Origin of the sequence: Enterococcus termitis (assembly GCF_001730305.1) — a bacterium.
Lineage (GTDB): Bacteria > Bacillota > Bacilli > Lactobacillales > Enterococcaceae > Enterococcus_L > Enterococcus_L termitis.
The window spans coordinates 1-20,215 of the sequence record NZ_MIJY01000014.1 but is presented as its reverse complement, the minus strand read 5'-3'; the positions used below and the strand labels follow the sequence as shown (position 1 = coordinate 20,215).

Below are 20,215 nucleotides of genomic sequence, written 5' to 3'. Positions count from 1 at the left end.
TTGGTATACACATTGAATTTAATGATAGCAGGGTGTTGAGTGCTAGGGAATCCGTAAATGATCATATCATAAGTTTAACTTTTCATCACCTATAGGGAGCGTTTGGTCAGTTAAGAATAGCAAGCAGCAGTCAGTTTATGGGTAATAAAATGAGCTTGAGGCTTACGTCCCAAGCTCACGTCTCATACAATATTATCTAACATTAAAATCTTTTTTTACTTCACAAGGTATTTTTTTCCAAGTGATTGCTCCTAAAAACTTCTTTATATTAATAATTATTGATGTTTTTATATCTCTCTTAGCAGCAGAGTGATTTTCCCCATTATTAATTATATACATGGCACCGATAAATGGTAATTCATCAATCGTCAAATTTTTTTTTCTTTCGTATACTTCAACGGCTTTAGTATGTGGTTGGCAAAAAACATAATTTTTGTATTTAGTTGGTGCATAACTATCAAATGAAATGAATTCAGGAAGATCGCTAATTTCAAATTTAAGAATAGCAGACGTGCCACAAACTTTATCGAAGTTTGTGCTTTTTTTTGCTTTCTTGTTTTTAGCATCATATATATATCCGTCTTTTAGAACCCACCCGTTAATCAATGGATTATCATTAACGAAAGAAGCTAGATTACAATTCACTAAGTCATCTGCATCAACAAACATCACATGCCCACCACCCAAATTTCTCACTTTTGTCATTAAATAAAGCTTTTTATAGAATTTATCAACCATTTGTTCATGATGGTTTTCTGGTGGAGGGTATTCTACCGTTATAAAATCGATTTTATCTGCAAAAAATTCATTACCGTAAAATAAATTTGGAACGTCGTGACAACAAACTATTATTCGATAATTATCATCAGTCTGATTTAAAATCGAACTTAGTGTATTATTAAATAGTTTTTCCACATCTTGCCAATTATTTGAAGCGTGTTTTGAACGTAGTGGTATTGTAAAGTAAAGCATAGTTGAATTCCCCCCCATTATTATTAAGGATTATTACACAAATATTGTATTGAAGAATAAGTAAGAATCATTAATTAATATTATAACAATGATAGTATAACTTATTCTGGTATAATGTCGCAATCTTATTTTTGGTCTCAAAAATAGCAATCTGTAAAATTATGTAGAAAATCCTATCCTCATAAAGAGGGAAGGGAAGGTTAATTTCTTGCCCAAGATTTGATGCAGTCCTGAATCCGTTGAGGGATTTCATAGAACTATTATGTGAAAATAAAATTACTAACAAAGTTATTGAGTAGTCATTTTTCCTAGTTAGCACGCTGTGGTATTAGTTATTTCGTACTCCCGCCGAGTAAACAAGGAAACTGAAAATAGCTTTCTCTATACAGTTATTTAACTAATTGAAAGATTTTTCATTTACACTAAGTCAAATATAAGCGGCAACTCAATAGACCAAATCATTAATTTCACATTCCCAAAGACCAAAAACAATAAAAAAGTCTTCAACATATAAAATATTTACGATATCTAACTAGACAAGTTTTCAAGTGACTTATTCAAAATAGTATAAAAAGAACGGTTTTCTCGAGTGGAATAGCTTAAAAAAGAAACATTCTAAAGAACATGGCTCCAATGATTGTAGGAAGTATACACTTAATAAAAAGTTCTTTGAAATTTTCTGATTGTGCTTGATCTGCTTGAATACGTATCAGACCCATTCCTTTATTAATAGTTGTATCGAAGATCTTTTGTTGATAAACATATTTTCCACATTCTGGACAGGTGAATTTATACATTGTTTTTGTTTTTCCAATAGAGTCTATTTTTTTAGTAGGTGCAAATTTAATTTTTCCTTTAGTAGTTAGTCCGTCCAGTTTATACGTTGCAGTACAATTTTCGCATAAAAAAGTATGATATGTATCTTTTGAAAATGCGATTTTACTTGACTTATAAAAATAGCGAATTCCTCGTATAAAAAAATTAAGAGCTAAGATGACTAAAAATATTAGTGCAATAGTGTTTTTAATTGGCATAACAAACTCCTTTCTATAAAATTATAAACGATATATTCATTCTAATTCAATATATGAATAAAAATAGTCCACAAAAAAAGCTAAATCAAAAAATGCAGGAATATGAAAAAGACAATAGAAGCATTGTTCACGGATGCTTCTATTATCTCTTTTTCATATAAAAATGTCGCGCAGTCTAATCAAGGCTGTTGATTAAGTTGTTCAGCTTCTAATTGTGCTTGTTTCACTTTAAGTTCCTCTTTAAGTGCATTCAACTTATCAATCCATGTGTACGGTGATAGTGGTGCAACCAGCTCTCGATAGGAGTCCTTCAGCTCATCAAATTCCTCACCTGTAGTAAGTTCTTTCATTGAGTCTGCGAATTCTTGTTTTATACGACTCAATTCTTTTTCCATCTCTTCTTTGCTCGTATTATCCAGGGGTTGATAGTTTTCCATATTTAAATCTACACCATCAGTTGTCTCAGCAGGTTGTTGATCCAACTGCTCGACTTTTGCTAACTCTTCTGAGGTTTCAGCAGTATTGCTAGTAGTACTCTGAGTTGACTCTAAAACAACTGCAGAAGAGGATAACGTCGTTTGAGAATCTTTTGTGGTTGAATGATTTTCGAAACTATCAGTAATGATAGTTTTAAGTATATAGGCAAAGAGGACGAAGAAAAAAACGATTCCTATCCGAAAAATTTTTTTCATGAATGCTTACCTCTAACTTCTTTTGTCAATCAAGGGTTTGCCATCTGAGTCCACTAAGACGGTGATACCGCTAGAACCATAAACGTTATCACGATAGGCTAAATACTGTACACCAGTTTTTGTATCAGTAATAACATCTGCGGAGACTGTTTTTCTTGTTGTTTGTTCCTTGTTGATTTCAAATCTAGGATTCATAGCTGTTCCTCCTTCATCTAGTTAGTTACTAGTATAGCAAATCAAAACGATAAATAGATCAGAATAGCCAAAAAATATAGAAAGTGTTACTAAAAAAGCGAGCCTTCTGACATTCTCTTAAAAAAAGGATAAAAGAGTTAGCTAGTTATGCTTTTTAAAGACCGCCTTGAAGCAAAGGAAGCCAACCAACAATAATGAAAAAAGAGTCGCTGATTTTTGAATAATAGTCTTTTTATAACTAATTCTAAGGACATGACTGCCTTGACTGAGGCGAACAGTAACTAAACCATTTTTATTGTAGTTGTTGATTTTTCGTTGGTTGTCCAGTACTTCATATCCTTTATAGTAAAATTTTGGTAGCTGAACTTCTTGAACGCCGTTGATTCGAACGCTGTATTGACTATACTGGTACTTATTGATTGTTTGGTTCGCTGAGTCAGGATAAGAGACATCGTCGATAATCATTGTGGGAGCTGCAAAAAATGTTTTAAAATCTGTATCCTTCACTAAATATTCTTTTCCATGACCAATTTCTGATTCATAGAAATCATTCACGTTCTTATTCGTGATCGTCATACTTTTTTCAGCAGTACTCTGCCACGAATTATTCACGTTGAAGCCAACCGTTACTAACGCACAAAAACTGATTGCTAATGCCATCGTTTTATTTGTCAGTAGAGAAAACTGTTCAATTAGAACTGCTGCAAGTAAACTGGCAAAGAAGCTAGCAAATAGCAGTAAGCGCCATGGAAATTGAATTATTGCAAAAATAGAGTTTTTTAAAATAGCCCATGGGAAAATATTAGTTGTTAGAATAAGAAAGAAGAGTGTAACGAGCCATAAGTGTTTATTGGTTTTAGTTAGCTTAGGATAGTAAAAGCCGGCAATGAGAGTTGCTACAAGTAAAACTAAACCAATATTTGGTTTTAAATTAGAAAATGGCGCACTTACATTAGCGAGACTATTTGTAAGAAGATCCGCTAAAGAAAAATTTAATCCACTTGCCCATAAGTCGGTTTTATCAAAATTAAACGTTAAATGGGCGGTCTGTTCTAAGTATGGAAATAAAAACCATGCAGATAATCCAATCGTTAAAAATCCAGCCTTGATCATACTTTTCAATTGAGCTAGCTTGCATTTTTTCCAGTGGAGTAAAATGAAGAGCACCAAAAATACAACTGTATAAAAAGCTGTGATTAAATGGCTAGCGATCAACAAACTCATACTGATTGCTAACAACTGCCAACGTTGTTTTTCAGTGTAAAAAATCGAATAAACAGCTAAAACAAGCAAGGGTAAAAATATAAAGGCCAATGTTTCACCTAGTGCTGCTCTTACAGACTGATCAATCAAACGATAAGTAGAAAGCGTGTAAAAACAAGAAAAGAGCAAAGCAGTTTTCTGTGTTCGTTTTATTGAATAAAGAAAGTAATAGGCAGAAACTGCCGTAGCAAAACTGATCAATAATTGATAAAGATAGTAAGAAGAAACAAATGAAACACCCAATAGTCTAAATAATGCAAAAGGCAATAACAAGATAGAAGGGTAGAATAGATCTGCTGCATAGCCAAAATACAACCCCATGTTAGGAAAGATTCTTGGAAAAAAATCCAGCTGTTTCACTGCTTGAAAATAACTTTCCAGTCTTGTTCGATGAAACAAGAAATCATCCTGTATAAAAACAGAATCCTTAAAAAAATAAGGAAAAATCGTAAGTACACTTATGCCAATTAAAATAAGGAGAGCTGTTCCATGTCGTTTAATTTGATGTATAGTCAAGTACTTCGCCTACTTTATAAGTTTTCTTTAGTTTAACAGATAACGTCGTTTTAGTTAAACGGAGAGGGGGAGTGAATATAAAAGGGAAAACAGACTTCAAGTGATGTCTATTGTACAAATTTCGGTATATATTGACAAATAAAAAATATTTATTTACCAAAGGGTTGAAATGCGAGACATTATATAGTATTATAAATGTACCCTAACAGTATTTTCATTTTACTCAATCCGAGTAATACTCCTTATCCCACCTTTTAAAGGTGGGATATTTGTTTAGTTAGGTTTCTTTTAATAAACCAACGGAGTAGCTATTAAGTAATTTTTCACCATCTTTTTCATGAGTTAAAATTTTTACTTCTTTTTTGACTTGTTCAGCTTGTAAGGTATCACCAGTGTTTTCCAAAAGATGGATAAAGTCATAGATACGCTCCATATAGGTAGGTTCTCCTTCGATAATATAATTTAAGAGGTTGGATAAATACTGGAGGTTCAATTTGAAACTGTAATTTTCACTTTGCTTATCTTGTTTTTTGGCTAATTTGATATATTTCTCTGCCCCTTCATAATCTTGCGCATATAGTTTCAATGAAATTAGATTGATCAATATATTATAGGCAAACTTCTTCGTCGTAAAATCACGCTGTTCTTCATATTTTATAGGGAAAAGTCGGGCGATTAATAAGTCAGCTTGTTTGGCTGTAAAGAATCGAATCAGATTGGCTGTAATGACGTAGTCGTATTGAAGATAAAATGATTTTTTTAAAAGACTTTCAAAAATATCATTTACTTCAGTCTGAGTGATTTGATCAACTTCTTCCCAGTGTGCATAAAAAAAGTTTTTGATCGCAATATAATTTGATAATTCTCTCAAAGTTTTCTTTTCTTTATTTTTTAAAGAAAAGAAATAGGTGAGTAATTTTTGTTTCGTTGTTTGATTTTCTAAATGAGCCCCGCAATAATAAAAATATTCTCTAAAATCTTGTTGCTCTTTATTGAATGTAGTGAAGCTAAAAAATTCTTCTGTATTAATAGATACCTGACCTAGTATTTCTTCAAGTTCGGTTACTTTTAAAGAGCGTTTGCCACTTTCTATTTTTGAATAGGTGGAGGGGTCTGTATAATCTGACATCATCTCTCTTTGAGTCAGCTTTAATTTGAGCCTGAAAAAACGTAAAGTTTCTATGATATTCAAGTGTTTCTCTCCCTTCTTATGCGATTATAGCATGAAAATGGGCCGTTTTTCTAATTTTTAATAAAATAATTATTTTTAATTTAGATTTTTATGCCAATTTCGCACTTTTTACCTTTCCTACTTTCTTTTTTTAAATCTGTTTGTTATTCTTTACCTAAGGAAAATTATTTGTTTGCGAACGTTGATTTTTAAAATTGAATGGGAGGTGTGCTAATGATTTCATTAATTGCTTTAGTTTCTGGAGTTGTTTCCGTATTTGTCATTACAGGCGGAGCATAAAAATTTGATTGGCTGCCTTGTGTTTGAAAGTATTATTAAACAACGTTGTAAACAAAAAATTTAACTAAAAAAAACTAAATGTACAAATAAAAAGCGCAGAATAATAGCTTCCGATTTACTTTTGTTGAATGAGGTAAATCAGAGGCTGTTATTTTTTTATTTCAGCTACATCAGTCGTTGGGGATGATGTAGTGGTCTATGTTGTGCTCTTTCGCTAGTGTAAGAGAAAATATTTTTTCTCTTTCTGAACGCATATTATTGAAAAAGGTGATTTCTTCTTCCGTAGGAGTTTCTTTTGAAAGAATATCTTTTTCATGTGTTAGACCAATATTTTCTGCAAAATAGTAAGAGTCATTTTTCGATATAGAAAGGCGCAAGGTGTCTCCGAAAAGAATTTGATTTTCTTCATAAAACAGCTCTTTTTTGACATCGATCAGCCAAGTATTTTGAAAACTTGTTACGATCTTAATTAAATTTTTTGACATCTATTTTTCTCCAATCGCTAAATTTGAATTACCTTTATGCTTATTATATCTAAAAGTTCCGAAAAATAAACAAAAAGATTGTGACAATCATATGTTTTCGCATGATGTTGTTGAACTTTTTTTATTAAATTTAGGCACTTAGAAAGCTAAATTGTCTGTAAAGCAATTATTTGATATGATAGTAAAGATTTAAATTTATCGAAAATAGTAGGCTATTTCACTTGTAGTTGTGATCGGAAAGAGCGACAACAGAGAATACCTATTTATAGTGGATGGATTAGTGCACGACTAGTTTTAGGAAAGGAAGCAGATAAAATGGAGCGGGTTACCTCAGAACAGTTCATTCGTCTATTGAATGAAAAAGAGAAACGTTTTGCTGCAATCATTAATTTCAGCTTTTATTACATAGAACAGGGGCAAATTTATCGGTTTGAGCAAAACCATAATGAAAAGTCATTACGTTTTGTACGTGACTTTTATGACGGAGAAATCACAGATCAGGAATTGGCGGACGAGATAAAATGTATTATTTTGAAGCAAATGCAATATGACTGGTTTACCGATGCTTGGAAAGAAACGATCATCGAAAACGTAATGCGCTCACGTAGTGATATAGATGTCTTTTTCTTTTAGTAATTTTTAGAGCGTATCATTTGAAAAAAGTAAATGATGGCTGTAAGATAAAATCATCCTAACAACAAACTTTTTTTTCATTTACTCTCATGAGTAAAACTCCTTTCTCATCTTCTTATGAAGGTGAGATTTTTTTTAATGTTTATGAATAACTATCCAAAAAATGTTGTAATTTTAACATGTTTTTGCTAAGATACACTCATGTGAATAAAAATGGTTGGGCGCAAGCTTCAAGGATCAGGTTCTTCAAGGGGTGAGAAGAACGATACTTGAATTTGTGCCCTTTTTTTATTATATCGAAAGGGATAGATCGTGTTTTTATCCTATAGAATCATGATAGCTTCCTTTTTGATTGTAATAAAAAAGAATACGCTTCATAATAATAAAAACAAGAAATAAATCGCAGGATAGGGGTGAAAATATGGTTTTAGAAGCACTTGATAGTATTCGCGATGCAGAAGAAAAAGTCGAGGCTATGCGACAAGCTGTAAAAAAGGAAATCACAGCGTACGATCAGCAAAAGTCACAGCAGTTTAAGCAAATACAAGCGGCTAGTCAAGAAAATGTAGCAACATTGCTTCAAGAATTGGAAGCACAGCATGCAGAGCAGCTCGAGAAAGAGAAAATGCTCTTACTCAATGATGCGAAAAAACAGAATCAAGATTTTAAAAATAAATATGAACAGAACAAAGACGCCATCGTCGATCACATAATAGAAAGGGTGAAACAAGTCTATGGCAGTCAATAAGATGGAAAAAATGACGATTATTGCTGCGGCAGAACACGAAGAAAAACTTCTCCAAGCGATTCAGGGCTTGCAGATGACCGAGATCAAAGATTTTTTTCATTCGAATGTAGATAGTGAGTACATCAAAAAGCACTTTTCTACAACGTTAGTAGAAGATGATGACCGTCAGAAGAAGTACTATCAGACAATGTTGACAGATATTCAGGAAGCATTGATCTTTATCGAACGTTTTGCTGAAAGTTCCTCGAACAAGAAAGGATTTAAAAGACAAGTTCGAACGTTAGAATCTTTAGAACAAACATTTGATGAGGCGATGATCAAAAATTATCTGCGTGATATCTTTGCCTTGAAACAACGATTGACCACTATAGAGACTTCAAGAAAAGAATTACTTGCTAAAGAAAAATGGCTAGCTCGTTGGCAATATTTAGATGTCGTTCCACAACAAAATGCTTTTGCGAGTACCACTTTGCTGTTAGGCTCAATCAATTCGGCAAATCAGACAGATTTTTTGAACGACCTGTCACAGATTCCATCTGTACATGCAGAAGAAATCTATCATAGTCAAAACCATATTTATTATAGTTTGATCTATTTAAATGAGTTATTGCCAAACATGAAGGAACTTACAGAAACATACAGTTTTGATGAATTTGTTTATCCGTATGATGTGCTGCCGACAGAAGCGTACCAGCGATGTAAAGATGAATTAGGTTTGCTTGTAGAGGAAGAGAAAGAAGTGAAGTCTGGACTAGCTGATTACCGAACGCACTTGGAAGAACTCTATTTAGCCGAAGAGATGACCTATGCGTACATTCATCGTGAAGAAGCTAAGAAACATTTGGTTAATACCACGTACTTTTTTATCCTACAGGGATGGATTCCAGTAGAGGAAAAACAGGAATTGATCAATGCTTTCCAAAAAGCTGTACCGAAAAATGAAGTTTACAGCGCATTTGATCAGCCGACAAATGAGGAAATCCAAGAAGATATCCCAGTAAAATTAAAGAATAATTCTGTTGTTGCACCTTTTGAGATGCTGACGGAGATGTACAGTTTACCAAAGTATGATGAAATTGATCCAACACCGATCATGACCCCTTTTTACATGGTTTTTTTCGGGATGATGGTAGCAGATATCGGCTATGGTTTATTGATGCTGATTGGCGCATTTCTCGCACAACGACTGTTTGTATTGCCGAGAGGAATGAATCGTTTTGCTAAATTCTTTTTGATTTTGTCTTTCCCAACTATTTTATGGGGATTCATTTACGGATCATTTTTCGGAGCAGCATTGCCTAAGGAACTTTTTGGCATTCATCTGCCGTTTCCGCTATTGTCTACGACAGAAGATGTTAACACTATTTTGATTCTATCTGTTGTTTTCGGATTCATTCAATTGATGACAGGACTGATGGTCAATGGGATTGAATTAACGAAACGTAAACGTTATTTGGAAAGTATAGGCGAAAGCTTTGCTTGGCAAGGGTTATTGATCGGACTTTTAATTGCTGTTTTAGGAATGCTATTGTTTAAAAATAATGGCTTACTTGTGACAGGTGTTGTCGTTGCAGTAATCTCAGCCTTATCGATCATTGCTGTTCCCGTTATTCAGACTAAATCAAAAGCTAAAGGACTTGCTAAAGGGTTATACGGATTATATGGTTTGACAAGTTATATTGGTGATTTAGTCAGTTATACGCGACTGATGGCCTTAGGGATTTCGGGCGGAAGTATCGCAGCTGCTTTTAATATGTTAGTTGCATTTATGCCGCCGGTCGCTCGGTTTAGTGTCGGAATCGTCTTGATCATTGCGCTGCATGCGTTGAATCTCTTTTTAAGTCTATTGGGTGCTTATGTCCACGGTGCGAGATTACAGTATGTAGAGTTTTTTGGAAAATTTTATAAAGGAGGCGGACGAGCTTTTAAACCGCTGAAAACAGAAGAAAAATATATGAATATTGAAAAAAATAAAAGTAAATGAATAGTGGAGGAATAAAAACATGATAGATTACTTGATCAACAATAATGGTGGAATTCTTTTTGCAGTTTTAGGAATGGCAGTCGCAACGATTTTAGCTGGGATCGGTTCTGCAAAGGGCGTTGGTTTTACAGGTGAAGCAGCAGCAGCCTTAACAACAGAGCAGCCGGAAAAATTCGGACAAGCGTTGATTCTACAACTTTTGCCAGGGACACAAGGGTTATACGGTTTCGTTATTGCATTTTTGATCTTCATTAATTTAGATAACAGTATGTCAATGGTTCAAGGAATGGATTACTTTGTTGCGTCATTACCGATTGCATTCGCAGGTTTGTTTTCTGGGATTGCGCAAGGACGTGTTGCAGCGGCTGGTATTCAAATTCTAGCGAAAAAACCGGAACATTCAACAAAAGGGATCATTTATGCTGCGATGGTAGAAACGTATGCTATTCTTGGGTTCGTTATCTCATTCTTACTTGTACTAAATGTGAAGTAACAGGAGGAAAAACATGGAGGCAATCGAACGAATTATCGATCAGATTCTTGAAAAAGGAACGGCAGAAATCACCGAACTTAAAAATGCTGAACTGAAACAAATCGATGAAGCATATGCGGAACAGGAAGAAGCATTGCTTTTACAAGAAAAAAAATTGATCGAAAAAAATAATGAACAAAGCCTTAAAAATTTCAAACAAAAGCAAAATCGCCAACAATTAGAAATAAAGCAGAGCACCTTGAATCAAAAGCAAGGATATTTAGAACAGTTGTTTTTAGAAGCAGTAAAACGAATGAATAACTGGAATGAAGTGGAATTTCAAGCATTTGCTCAACAAATCATTGAGCAGCTAACACTAATTGGTAAAGCTGAATTACAACTTGGTGCTTATTCGCAAGGAAAACTAACGAATCAATGGTTGATAGAGCATACGCCAAAGGATTTGGACTTACAATTACAGCCAAACCTTATAGCAGATGTGGGTGGTTTCATTATTGCGCAAAATGGCATTGAGTATAATTTCTTATTTCCAAGTCTTGTTCAGGAGATTAAGCGAGCAGAAAGTTTTGACATAGCGGAGAGGCTGTTTAGATAGAAACGTTTTTAATTACTTCAGCTACGTAAATCACTTCTTCTAAAAACTAGATGATCACCAAGTGAAACGAAAAGCGTTTCACTAGTCAATCCCTAAGTTTTAAAAGAAAAAACGATTTACTTCGCTTTTTAAGCAGTCTAGCTGCGTAAATCACTTCTTCCAAAAACTAGATGATCGCCAAGTGAAACGAAAAGCATTTCACTAGTCAATCCCTAAGTTTTAAAAGAAAAAACGATTTACTTCGCTTTTTATGATAGGAGGGTCAAGATGAAAGAGACGGTATATAATCAAATCAATCCGCTGATTCGTTTGAAGGAAACAGAGTTGTTGAATGCTGGACAATATGAACAGTTGCTGAATGCTAAAGATACGGATGCACTTCGTGAAATTCTGAAAAATACCATTTATGGTACTTATATGACAGCTGATTTTGCAGATGATTTTGAATATATTTATTCAAAAGAAAAAGGTCTTTTGTTTGAGTGGTTGTATGAAATGGCACCTGAGCCAGAAGTAATCACTATCTATACTTCTCGTGCAACGTTTCATAATTTGAAGGTATTGACGAAAGCAGAATTAACGGGAAAAAATCTAGATTATTTATTTATCGATGATGGTCGTTATACCATAGAAACGATCAAAAGTGCAATTCGTACACGGGTGTCAACAGAATTACCAGCTGAACTGATGCAGGCGATTCTTGAGGTTTTAGATTATTTTCAAGAGTCTTCTACCATTCAGGCAATCGATATCATCTATGATCGAAGTTTCTTAACATATCAAAAACAATTAGCTGAAAAATTAGGCTACAAGGATATTATTGAGGAAGTGACCGCATTTATTGACCTGACAAATATTTCCACGATGGCTCGTGGGATTCTTCAAGGTCAGCATGAAAACTTTCTATTAACTGTGTTATCTAGCTCTGGCAGTATTCCAAAGTCAGCATTTTTAGAGTATACGGAACAGTCTTTAGCAGCTTTTACAGAGTTTGTCCTAAATACAACCTACGGCGGAATCGTCTCGACGATTGTTTCAGCTGAGACAAAAGAGCTTGATTTGATTGCCTTTGAGAAAATGAAAGACGATTATTTAACTAGCCTGTATGATAAGGCCAAAATCATGGCATTCGGACCGTTGCCTTTACTAGCATTTTTAAATGCAAAAGAAGTTGAATGGAAGAACCTGCGTTTGATTTTAGTGAGTAAGCGCAGCAATTTTCCTGTAGAGCTGGTTAGAGAAAGGATGCGTGTTTCAAATGGCATATAAAATCGGTGTGATCGGTGATAGAGATTCTGTAATGCCGTTTAAACTTTTTGGTTTCGAAGTTGTTTATGCGCATTCGGCTAAGCAAGTCAGAGAGACGATCGAGACCATGGCTAAAGAACAGTTTGGAGTAATTTTTATTACAGAAGATGCGTCTGAATGGGTCGTAGAAACAATTGAACGTTATAAAAGTGAAGTCACGCCTGCGATCATTTTGATTCCAAGTCATAACGGAACAAAAGGAATCGGGTTAAAAGAGATTCAAGATAATGTGGAGCGAGCGGTAGGGCAGAACATACTGTAACGTAAAAAATTAAAGAAAACGTGGTTGGGCCTGACTGATTTTTAGCCAAATCGTGCTAAAGACAATGGGAGGCTTCCGTTCAGTTTTCTAGTTAAGGTAAAGGCAACATGAGCCTGTCTAGTTTTTGAGTAATCTAGCTAAGTAGGCCGGCTCATTCGGCAAAGAGATAAAGATATTTACTGACAAATCGTGTCATTGGATAAGCTTTGTTGATTTGATCAAGAGTTGGTTGGTTTACTTTGCTTTTAGAATAGGAGGAATGATTTTTGCAAACGGGTAAGATTATTAAAGTATCTGGTCCTTTGGTGATGGCAGAAAATATGTCTGATGCAAGTATTCAGGATATTTGTCAAGTCGGAGAATTAGGTGTTATCGGAGAAATTATAGAGATGCGTGGAGACGTTGCATCGATCCAAGTATATGAAGAAACAACCGGAATCGGTCCTGGTGAACCAGTAACAACAACAGGTGAAGCTTTATCTGTAGAGCTGGCGCCTGGCTTGATTTCGGAAATGTTTGATGGAATTCAGCGACCGTTGGATACTTTTGCAAAAGTAACAAAAAGTAATTTTCTAAGCAGAGGGGTTCAAATCCCTGCATTAGATAGAACAAAAAAATGGGTGTTCGAACCTAGCGTGTCTGTCGGCGAAAACGTGTCGGCGGGTGATATCATTGGACTTGTGCAAGAGACGAAAGTGATTGCTCATAAAATCATGGTTCCTGTCGGGATCGAAGGAACGATAAAGTCGATCCAACAAGGTGAATTTACGATCGAAGAAACAATCTATGTTGTGGAAACGGCAACTGGTGATAAAGAGTTTACAATGATGCAGAAATGGCCTGTTCGTCGTAGCCGTCCGATTTTAGAGAAATTAAATCCAGATGTTCCCTTACTTACAGGACAACGAGTCATTGATACGTTTTTCCCAGTTACAAAAGGTGGAGCAGCAGCTGTGCCGGGACCATTCGGAGCAGGAAAAACAGTTGTTCAGCACCAAATTGCTAAATGGGCAGATGTTGATTTAGTTGTTTATGTAGGATGTGGAGAACGCGGCAATGAAATGACAGATGTACTAAATGAATTTCCTGAATTGATCGATCCGACAACTGGGGAATCAGTGATGGAACGAACTGTTTTGATCGCTAATACCTCTAATATGCCGGTAGCGGCTCGAGAAGCATCTATCTATACGGGAATCACCATAGCTGAATACTTCCGTGATATGGGCTATTCAGTCGCAATAATGGCAGACTCGACTTCTCGTTGGGCAGAAGCGCTGCGTGAAATGAGTGGTCGACTGGAAGAAATGCCTGGAGATGAAGGCTATCCCGCTTATTTAGGTAGCCGTCTGGCAGAATACTACGAACGAGCAGGACAAGTTGTGGCGTTAGGAAAAGATCATCGTGAAGGCAGTATCACAGCAATCAGTGCCGTGTCTCCATCGGGAGGAGATATTTCTGAGCCTGTCACACAAAATACACTACGCGTTGTAAAAGTATTTTGGGGCTTAGATGCTACTTTGGCACAAAAGCGTCATTTCCCATCAATCAACTGGCTGCAAAGCTATTCTTTGTATGCTTCAGAAGTTGGGAAACATTTAGATCAGCAGCTGCAAATAAATTGGTCCGAAATGGTCATGGAAGGCATGCGGATTTTACAAGAAGAATCTCAACTGGAAGAAATCGTTCGTTTAGTCGGAATTGACTCTTTATCTGATAAGGATCGATTAACGTTGGAAGTCGCGAAATCGATTCGTGAAGATTATTTGCAGCAAAATGCATTTGACGATGTTGATACATTCACATCAAGAGAGAAGCAATATAAAATGCTGAACTTGATTTTAACTTTCTATAAAGAAGGGCAGTCAGCGTTAGAATTAGGTGCATATTTAACGGAAATTTTGGCTGGTACGGCTGAAATCAGAGATCAGATCGCTAGAAGTAAGTATGTTCCTGAGGCACAAATCGGTCAATTAGATCCGTTGATCGATGACATCAAACAAACCTTGAAACAAATCGTCGCAGATGGAGGGATGACAAATGATTAAAGAATATCGTACGATCAATGAAGTTGTCGGTCCCTTGATGATCGTTGAAAAAGTTGAAGGCGTTAAATACGAAGAGTTGATCGAAGTTCGGATGCAAAACGGTGAGATCCGTCGCGGACAAGTTTTAGAGATCAACGGTGACAAAGCAATGGTTCAGATTTTTGAAGGAACTAGCGGGATCAATCTTCGTGATTCCAAAGTCCGCTTTTTAGGGCACCCATTGGAGTTAGGTGTTTCAGAAGACATGGTAGGGCGGATTTTTGATGGTCTAGGTCGTCCTAAAGATAATGGGCCAGAGATCTTGCCAGAAAAAATGCTTGATATCAACGGAGAAGTAATCAATCCTGTGGCTAGAGATTACCCAGATGAATTTATTCAAACGGGTATTTCAGCGATCGACCATTTAAATACGCTTGTACGAGGACAAAAGCTGCCGGTGTTTTCTGCCTCTGGATTACCTCACAAAGAATTAGCTGCTCAAATTGCCCGTCAGGCAAATGTACTAAACAGCGATGAAGAATTTGCGGTTGTATTTGCTGCGATCGGAATCACATTTGAAGAAGCGGAATTTTTCATGGAAGATTTTCGTCAAACAGGTGCCATTGATCGGTCTGTAATGTTTATGAATTTAGCGAATGATCCTGCAATTGAGCGGATCGCAACACCTAGAATGGCATTAACTGCAGCTGAATATTTGGCCTATGAAAAAGGCATGCACGTTTTAGTGATCATGACAGATATGACAAATTATTGTGAAGCTTTAAGGGAAATCTCTGCTGCTCGTCGGGAAGTGCCGGGACGTCGTGGCTACCCAGGCTATCTTTATACAAATTTAGCAACCCTTTATGAACGTGCTGGTCGTATCAATGGCTTAAAGGGTTCTGTAACGCAAATACCGATTTTAACCATGCCGGAAGAAGATAAAACTCATCCAATCCCGGATTTAACTGGTTACATCACTGAAGGACAAATCATTTTATCCAGAGACTTATACAAAAGCGGTATTCAGCCGCCCATTGATGTGTTGCCGTCTTTATCACGTTTGAAGGATAAAGGAACAGGTGAAGGGAAGACAAGAGTAGATCATGCAGCAACGATGAATCAGCTGTTTGCAGCCTATGCGCAAGGTAAACAAGCGAAAGAATTAGCTGTTGTACTCGGAGAGTCTGCGTTATCTGATGTTGATAAGATTTACGCGAAGTTTGCGGAGCGTTTTGAAGCAGAATATGTCAATCAAGGCTTTTATACCAATCGTTCGATTACAGAAACTTTGGACTTAGGCTGGGAATTATTATCCATGCTGCCTAGAACAGAGTTAAAACGAATCAAAGACGAGATGCTGGACGAATACTTGACTGAAGGAGAGTGATCGACAGTGGCACGATTAAATGTAAATCCTACCCGAATGGAACTCTCTCGTCTCAAGAAACAACTAGGAACTGCCAGCCGCGGACATAAACTACTAAAGGACAAACAAGATGAACTAATGCGTCGTTTTATTTTGCTGGTCAAAAAGAACAATGCCTTGAGAATAGCTGTGGAAAAAGAATTAACGGCGGCTTTATCTAGTTTTGTATTAGCAAATGCAACCTTAAACGAAGCGTTTATCGAAGAATTGGTCGCTGTGCCGGCAAATGAAGTGACTCTTGATGTAATAGAAAAAAATATTATGAGTGTAACGGTACCAACCATGAATTTCCATTATGATGAAACGGTAACGGAAGCACCTTTAAACTATGGATATTTAAATTCAAATGCAGAGTTAGATGGTGTTTTCGGAAAGCTTTCATCTATACTTCCAAAACTTTTAGAATTGGCAGAAGTTGAGAAGACTTGTCAGTTGATGTCAGAAGAAATCGAAAAAACCCGCCGTCGTGTCAATGCATTAGAATATATGACGATTCCTCAGCTAGAAGAAACGATTTATTATATTCAAATGAAACTTGAAGAAAATGAGCGTAGTGAAATCACTCGCTTGATCAAAATCAAGAACATGGGCGGGAATTAAAAATAGAGTAAAGAATTCGGTTTTTGAATTCTTTACTCTATTTTTTTGGATACTCGTTCTGTTGAATCGTCCATAATTGATCAGTAATAGTTGATATAAAGGAAATGCCATCGTTTGTTTGTCCATTAGTAAAGACTGTTAAAATAAAGGGATGTTCTGTTTCTAGAATTCCTATATCATGCAGAAAACCTGCGTAAGAGCCAATTTTATGTGCGACTTTTCCAGAAGTCGTTGGTGTATCCATCCGTTCGTGAAACACCGTTTTTTTCATATAGTCATAGATCGTTTGATACTCTGGATTCGTGCTTTTTTCATCATATAAAATGTTAAGGATCTTTGCAGCATCTTCTGAGGTGAATTTAGCATCATCCCACTCTGTTTCCTTTTGAAGAAAATGAGCGTATAGGGCTTTCTTAGCTTTCACATCATCTCCGAAAGTGCGGTAGAGCATATTTTTGGCAATATTGTCAGAATAGGTAATATTGTATTCTTGTAAGGTTCTGACTGTATAGCTAGGCTGGATATTGTTGATGATGATCCCAGTTCCATCTTCATAATCTTCTTTTTCATTGTAAGTCAGTTGATCTTCCCAGTTTAATTCTCCTGCTTGAACCTTATCAGCGATCATCATGGCTAAGGGGACTTTGATAGTACTGGCGCTATAAAATTCCTGCGTTCCATTCACTGACAGTTGCTTTCCCGTTGTAAGATCCACGTAAGTCATCCCAACATCGCCATTAAAAGATTTACTTGCTGAAATCATTGCTTGATTGATTTTATCATAAAAAGCGGTAAATTCAGCAGGTTCAAATGTCTTCGCTGCATCACTTTTTGCGGCAGATACGGAAAGTTTTTTTAGTGGAAGCTCTTTTTCCTCATTTGTTTGTGCTTCAGTTGCATAATCTACTGTATGAGGAGAAAAAAAGAAGGATACGATCAAGAAGAAACAAATAGAAAAAATCATCCCGTAAAGAGTCATTTTCTTTTTTTCCAAATACTTTTCGTTCCTTTCTATACATTCACTTGTCTTAAACAAAAAATGCGACACAACCATTTAATCATTTTTCCTGCTGTTTTGCAAGGTTCAGTCAACAGAGAATAAAAAAATATAGGTGTTTAAGTTATCTTTAAGGTAACAAGATTAAAGTAGTGTCTGTTCACAAGGAATGGTAGGAGGAATCATATGAATTTTATTAAACGAGCATTATTAAGCATGAAAGCAAAAAAAGGAAGAACATTTTTATTATGTGCGGTCTTTTCAGCCATTTTGATTTTTGTTCTTGCAGGTCTAACAATTCAAAGCGCCGCCCTAACAGCTACTGAAAATGCGAAGAAGAGTGTTGGCGCAACAGTGACTATTTCAGCGAATAGAGAAGCTGCAATGAAAAAAAATCAAGAAAGTAGTTCTGGCGAAAGACCTGATCCTGGTAGTTTTAGTTTAACTCCGGTCTCTTTAACAGATGCACAAAAAATTGCAGAGCTGGCAAATGTTAAATCGTACTCATTTTTATCTTCATCATCGGCAGGAGCCGGAGATGGTATAACACCAATTTCTAGTGAGAGTGATGAAACGGCAACTTCTGAGTCTAGTAATAGTGAACAAGCGAGTGAAGGAAAGCCAAATGATCAAATGCAAGAAGGTGGACAAATGGGTGGAGGACCAATGTCCAGTATGAAACAAAGTGATTTTCAAGTAAGTGGTGTAATGGATTTAGCGATGGTCAGCGCTTTTTCAGAAGGAACAGCAGAAATCACAAGTGGTGAAGCAATTAGTGACGCTGATGAAGATACAAACAACGTTGTAATTGAAGAGACTCTGGCTGAAGCAAATGATTTGAGTGTAGGAGATACGTTTAAAATAACAGATCCTGAAGATGAGGAAAAAACGTATGAATTAACGATAAAAGGAATTTATAAAACAGCGGAAAATGGCGATAGTATGGGAATGATGTTCAATTTCTTAAATCCAGCGAATACATTATATACGTCATATACATTCGCCAACACGCTAAAAGGAGAAGACTCAGCTGGTACGATCGATTCGGCTTCCTATACGTTGGAAGATCCAAAGGAAATGGATAGCTTTGTTGAAGCAGCGGAAAAACTGATCGATACAGAAAGCTTTAGTTTACAAACCAATGATCAGGCATACCAGCAAATGCTGCAGCCATTAAATAATGTCGCTAGCTTTGCTAAAAACATTGTCATTCTAGTTGCCGTTGCAGGGGTCATTATTTTGACGTTGATTGTGATGATGACGATTAGAGAAAGACGATATGAGATCGGTGTTCTTTTATCATTAGGGGAATCCCGATTGAAAGTGATTCTACAATTTTTCAGCGAAATTATTGTGTGCATGGTTGTTGCCTTAGTAATTGCCACCTTCAGTGGCAACATCGTAGGAAATGTTGTTGGTGAGCAGCTGATAGATCAACAAACACAGACGGCACAGCAATCTGCAAGCAATCAAGCAGGACCTGGTGAAGGCGGCGGGCAACAACGTGGCGGCAGACCAGATGGTGGCGGTATGGGCGGCGGCATGGGAAGACTGGGTGCTAGTTCAGCAGAAGCTGCTCAAGAGATTGAAAAGCTGAACATCTCAGTCAAGCCCAAAGAAATAGCGATTTTGGCTGGGTTAGGTGTTCTGATCAGTTTCTTTTCAATCGTATTATCGTCCGTTGGCATATTAAGACTTCAGCCGAAAAAAATCTTAACCACATAGAAAAGAGGAAATGTGATGCTGCAAACACAAGAAGTAGGTTATTGGTATAAAAACGAAGAAGAATTTCTTTATAAAAATGTAAACTTAGAGTTTCAAAGAGGAAAAATGTACGCTATCTTAGGAGCCAGTGGATCGGGAAAAACAACCTTTCTTTCATTGATAGCTGGACTAGATCAGCCTAAAACAGGAACGATTCTCTATAACGGAGAATCGTTGGCAAAGATCGGTCTTAGAAATTACCGTAAAAATGATGTATCCATCATTTTCCAGGCGTACAATCTATTGCCTTATATGTCCGCTCTTGACAATGTCTTAACCGCAATGGCGATATCAAGCTCAAAACAAGAAGATAAAAAGGCCTATGCGTTGGAAAATTTAGCAAGTGTAGGAATTGATGAAACACTTGCTAAAAAGAATGTTGCTCAATTATCTGGTGGTCAACAACAACGAGTAGCGATCGTAAGAGCACTTTGTTGTGATCACGAATTGATCGTAGCCGATGAACCAACAGGTAATTTGGATGAAAAAACTTCTCAAGATATTGTTCAGCTATTTCAAAAAGTGGCTCATGAACAACAAAAATGCATCATCATTGTTACTCATGAACAAGAGGTGGCTAAAGCATGTGACGAGATCTATGAATTGAAAAATCAAGCATTTATGTTAGTAGAATAAAAAAGAGTTAAGTAAAAACATACTAAGATTAGAGGGTAAAGTCATCGACGGATGACTTTACCTTCTATTTTCCTTTTTTAGGACTATAGTAAAGGGTGAAAGGAAGATCGA

General features: G+C 36.2%; 20 protein-coding genes and 1 other annotated feature. Of the genes, 12 read left to right on the top strand and 8 right to left on the bottom strand.

Translation table 11 applies throughout. The features are described from left to right. Positions 1–192: 192 nt before the first annotated feature. The 7 genes from BCR25_RS09720 to BCR25_RS09690 all read right to left on the bottom strand — a co-directional run bounded on the left by BCR25_RS09720 (position 193) and on the right by BCR25_RS09690 (position 6,628). Positions 193–972 (bottom strand): glycosyltransferase family A protein, encoded by a 780-nt coding sequence (locus BCR25_RS09720; protein ID WP_069663423.1) that lies wholly within the window; start codon positions 970–972, stop codon positions 193–195. Between the two features lie 599 nt (positions 973–1,571). Next, positions 1,572–2,006, bottom strand: a complete 435-nt coding sequence (locus BCR25_RS09715; RefSeq protein ID WP_069663422.1) for a hypothetical protein — start codon at positions 2,004–2,006, stop codon at positions 1,572–1,574. A 179-nt stretch (positions 2,007–2,185) separates the two neighbouring features. Continuing rightward, on the bottom strand, positions 2,186–2,698 hold the full coding sequence (locus BCR25_RS09710; RefSeq protein ID WP_069663421.1) for a hypothetical protein: 513 nt from the start codon (positions 2,696–2,698) through the stop codon (positions 2,186–2,188). A gap of 12 nt (positions 2,699–2,710) precedes the next feature. Then, a complete protein-coding gene (locus BCR25_RS09705) occupies positions 2,711–2,893 on the bottom strand; it encodes a DUF6440 family protein (RefSeq protein WP_069663420.1) in 183 nt (60 codons plus the stop codon). A gap of 141 nt (positions 2,894–3,034) precedes the next feature. Further along, positions 3,035–4,555, bottom strand: coding sequence for a YfhO family protein (locus BCR25_RS09700; protein WP_245792276.1), 1,521 nt, complete (start codon positions 4,553–4,555; stop codon positions 3,035–3,037). A gap of 394 nt (positions 4,556–4,949) precedes the next feature. Continuing rightward, a complete protein-coding gene (locus BCR25_RS09695) occupies positions 4,950–5,864 on the bottom strand; it encodes a helix-turn-helix domain-containing protein (protein WP_069663419.1) in 915 nt (304 codons plus the stop codon). Between the two features lie 449 nt (positions 5,865–6,313). Continuing rightward, positions 6,314–6,628 (bottom strand): hypothetical protein, encoded by a 315-nt coding sequence (locus BCR25_RS09690; protein WP_069663418.1) that lies wholly within the window; start codon positions 6,626–6,628, stop codon positions 6,314–6,316. 315 nt (positions 6,629–6,943) lie between these two features. Here BCR25_RS09690 and BCR25_RS09685 point away from each other — a divergent pair, with 315 nt between their 5' ends. From BCR25_RS09685 to BCR25_RS09640, 10 genes are all read left to right on the top strand, one after another. Next, positions 6,944–7,261 carry a hypothetical protein gene (locus BCR25_RS09685; protein WP_069663417.1) on the top strand — a complete coding sequence of 106 codons (318 nt, stop codon included), beginning with the start codon at positions 6,944–6,946 and terminating at the stop codon, positions 7,259–7,261. A 215-nt stretch (positions 7,262–7,476) separates the two neighbouring features. Continuing rightward, positions 7,477–7,524, top strand: a sequence feature (sodium ion sensor (DUF1646 type); this cis-regulatory element may regulate processes involved in with the transportation of sodium ions). Between the two features lie 158 nt (positions 7,525–7,682). After that, positions 7,683–8,009: a hypothetical protein gene (locus BCR25_RS09680; RefSeq protein WP_069663416.1), complete on the top strand. Its 327-nt coding sequence runs from the start codon at positions 7,683–7,685 to the stop codon at positions 8,007–8,009. Further along, positions 7,996–9,993, top strand: coding sequence for a V-type ATP synthase subunit I (locus BCR25_RS09675; protein WP_069663415.1), 1,998 nt, complete (start codon positions 7,996–7,998; stop codon positions 9,991–9,993). Before BCR25_RS09680 ends, BCR25_RS09675 begins: the two co-directional genes overlap by 14 nt. Before the next feature lie 19 nt (positions 9,994–10,012). Continuing rightward, complete coding sequence (locus BCR25_RS09670) at positions 10,013–10,486, top strand: V-type ATP synthase subunit K (RefSeq protein ID WP_069663414.1); 474 nt, start codon at positions 10,013–10,015, stop codon at positions 10,484–10,486. A gap of 13 nt (positions 10,487–10,499) precedes the next feature. Next, positions 10,500–11,081 carry a hypothetical protein gene (locus BCR25_RS09665; protein ID WP_069663413.1) on the top strand — a complete coding sequence of 194 codons (582 nt, stop codon included), beginning with the start codon at positions 10,500–10,502 and terminating at the stop codon, positions 11,079–11,081. A 267-nt stretch (positions 11,082–11,348) separates the two neighbouring features. Beyond that, the gene (locus BCR25_RS09660; protein ID WP_069663412.1) at positions 11,349–12,350 is read left to right on the top strand and encodes a V-type ATPase subunit; all 1,002 of its coding nucleotides are present in this window, start codon (positions 11,349–11,351) and stop codon (positions 12,348–12,350) included. Beyond that, complete coding sequence (locus BCR25_RS09655) at positions 12,340–12,651, top strand: V-type ATP synthase subunit F (protein ID WP_069663411.1); 312 nt, start codon at positions 12,340–12,342, stop codon at positions 12,649–12,651. The genes BCR25_RS09660 and BCR25_RS09655 overlap by 11 nt, the downstream gene beginning before the upstream one ends. A 266-nt stretch (positions 12,652–12,917) precedes the next feature. Next, complete coding sequence (locus BCR25_RS09650) at positions 12,918–14,699, top strand: V-type ATP synthase subunit A (protein WP_069663410.1); 1,782 nt, start codon at positions 12,918–12,920, stop codon at positions 14,697–14,699. Continuing rightward, on the top strand, positions 14,692–16,068 hold the full coding sequence (locus tag BCR25_RS09645; protein WP_069663409.1) for a V-type ATP synthase subunit B: 1,377 nt from the start codon (positions 14,692–14,694) through the stop codon (positions 16,066–16,068). The genes BCR25_RS09650 and BCR25_RS09645 overlap by 8 nt, the downstream gene beginning before the upstream one ends. A 6-nt stretch (positions 16,069–16,074) precedes the next feature. Continuing rightward, on the top strand, positions 16,075–16,707 hold the full coding sequence (locus BCR25_RS09640; RefSeq protein WP_069663408.1) for a V-type ATP synthase subunit D: 633 nt from the start codon (positions 16,075–16,077) through the stop codon (positions 16,705–16,707). Positions 16,708–16,744: 37 nt separating this feature from the next. Here BCR25_RS09640 and BCR25_RS09635 read toward each other — a convergent pair whose 3' ends face one another. Continuing rightward, entirely contained in the window at positions 16,745–17,701 is a 957-nt protein-coding gene (locus BCR25_RS09635; RefSeq protein ID WP_169819008.1) for a serine hydrolase, read from the bottom strand. A gap of 189 nt (positions 17,702–17,890) precedes the next feature. Here BCR25_RS09635 and BCR25_RS09630 point away from each other — a divergent pair, with 189 nt between their 5' ends. Together BCR25_RS09630 and BCR25_RS09625 are read left to right on the top strand one after the other, a co-directional pair. Next, positions 17,891–19,429 carry an ABC transporter permease gene (locus BCR25_RS09630; RefSeq protein WP_069663407.1) on the top strand — a complete coding sequence of 513 codons (1,539 nt, stop codon included), beginning with the start codon at positions 17,891–17,893 and terminating at the stop codon, positions 19,427–19,429. A 15-nt stretch (positions 19,430–19,444) separates the two neighbouring features. Continuing rightward, entirely contained in the window at positions 19,445–20,104 is a 660-nt protein-coding gene (locus BCR25_RS09625; RefSeq protein ID WP_069663406.1) for an ABC transporter ATP-binding protein, read from the top strand. Positions 20,105–20,215: the final 111 nt, after the last annotated feature.

Bases quoted from the DNA above. Each gene is read 5' to 3' on its own strand.
- BCR25_RS09720 (WP_069663423.1), bottom strand. From the start codon at position 972: ATGCTTTACTTTACAATACCACTACGTTCAAAACACGCTTCAAATAAT.
- BCR25_RS09715 (WP_069663422.1), bottom strand. From the start codon at position 2,006: ATGCCAATTAAAAACACTATTGCACTAATATTTTTAGTCATCTTAGCT.
- BCR25_RS09710 (WP_069663421.1), bottom strand. From the start codon at position 2,698: ATGAAAAAAATTTTTCGGATAGGAATCGTTTTTTTCTTCGTCCTCTTT.
- BCR25_RS09705 (WP_069663420.1), bottom strand. From the start codon at position 2,893: ATGAATCCTAGATTTGAAATCAACAAGGAACAAACAACAAGAAAAACA.
- BCR25_RS09690 (WP_069663418.1), bottom strand. From the start codon at position 6,628: ATGTCAAAAAATTTAATTAAGATCGTAACAAGTTTTCAAAATACTTGG.
- BCR25_RS09685 (WP_069663417.1), top strand. From the start codon at position 6,944: ATGGAGCGGGTTACCTCAGAACAGTTCATTCGTCTATTGAATGAAAAA.
- BCR25_RS09680 (WP_069663416.1), top strand. From the start codon at position 7,683: ATGGTTTTAGAAGCACTTGATAGTATTCGCGATGCAGAAGAAAAAGTC.
- BCR25_RS09675 (WP_069663415.1), top strand. From the start codon at position 7,996: ATGGCAGTCAATAAGATGGAAAAAATGACGATTATTGCTGCGGCAGAA.
- BCR25_RS09670 (WP_069663414.1), top strand. From the start codon at position 10,013: ATGATAGATTACTTGATCAACAATAATGGTGGAATTCTTTTTGCAGTT.
- BCR25_RS09665 (WP_069663413.1), top strand. From the start codon at position 10,500: ATGGAGGCAATCGAACGAATTATCGATCAGATTCTTGAAAAAGGAACG.
- BCR25_RS09660 (WP_069663412.1), top strand. From the start codon at position 11,349: ATGAAAGAGACGGTATATAATCAAATCAATCCGCTGATTCGTTTGAAG.
- BCR25_RS09655 (WP_069663411.1), top strand. From the start codon at position 12,340: ATGGCATATAAAATCGGTGTGATCGGTGATAGAGATTCTGTAATGCCG.
- BCR25_RS09645 (WP_069663409.1), top strand. From the start codon at position 14,692: ATGATTAAAGAATATCGTACGATCAATGAAGTTGTCGGTCCCTTGATG.
- BCR25_RS09630 (WP_069663407.1), top strand. From the start codon at position 17,891: ATGAATTTTATTAAACGAGCATTATTAAGCATGAAAGCAAAAAAAGGA.
- BCR25_RS09625 (WP_069663406.1), top strand. From the start codon at position 19,445: ATGCTGCAAACACAAGAAGTAGGTTATTGGTATAAAAACGAAGAAGAA.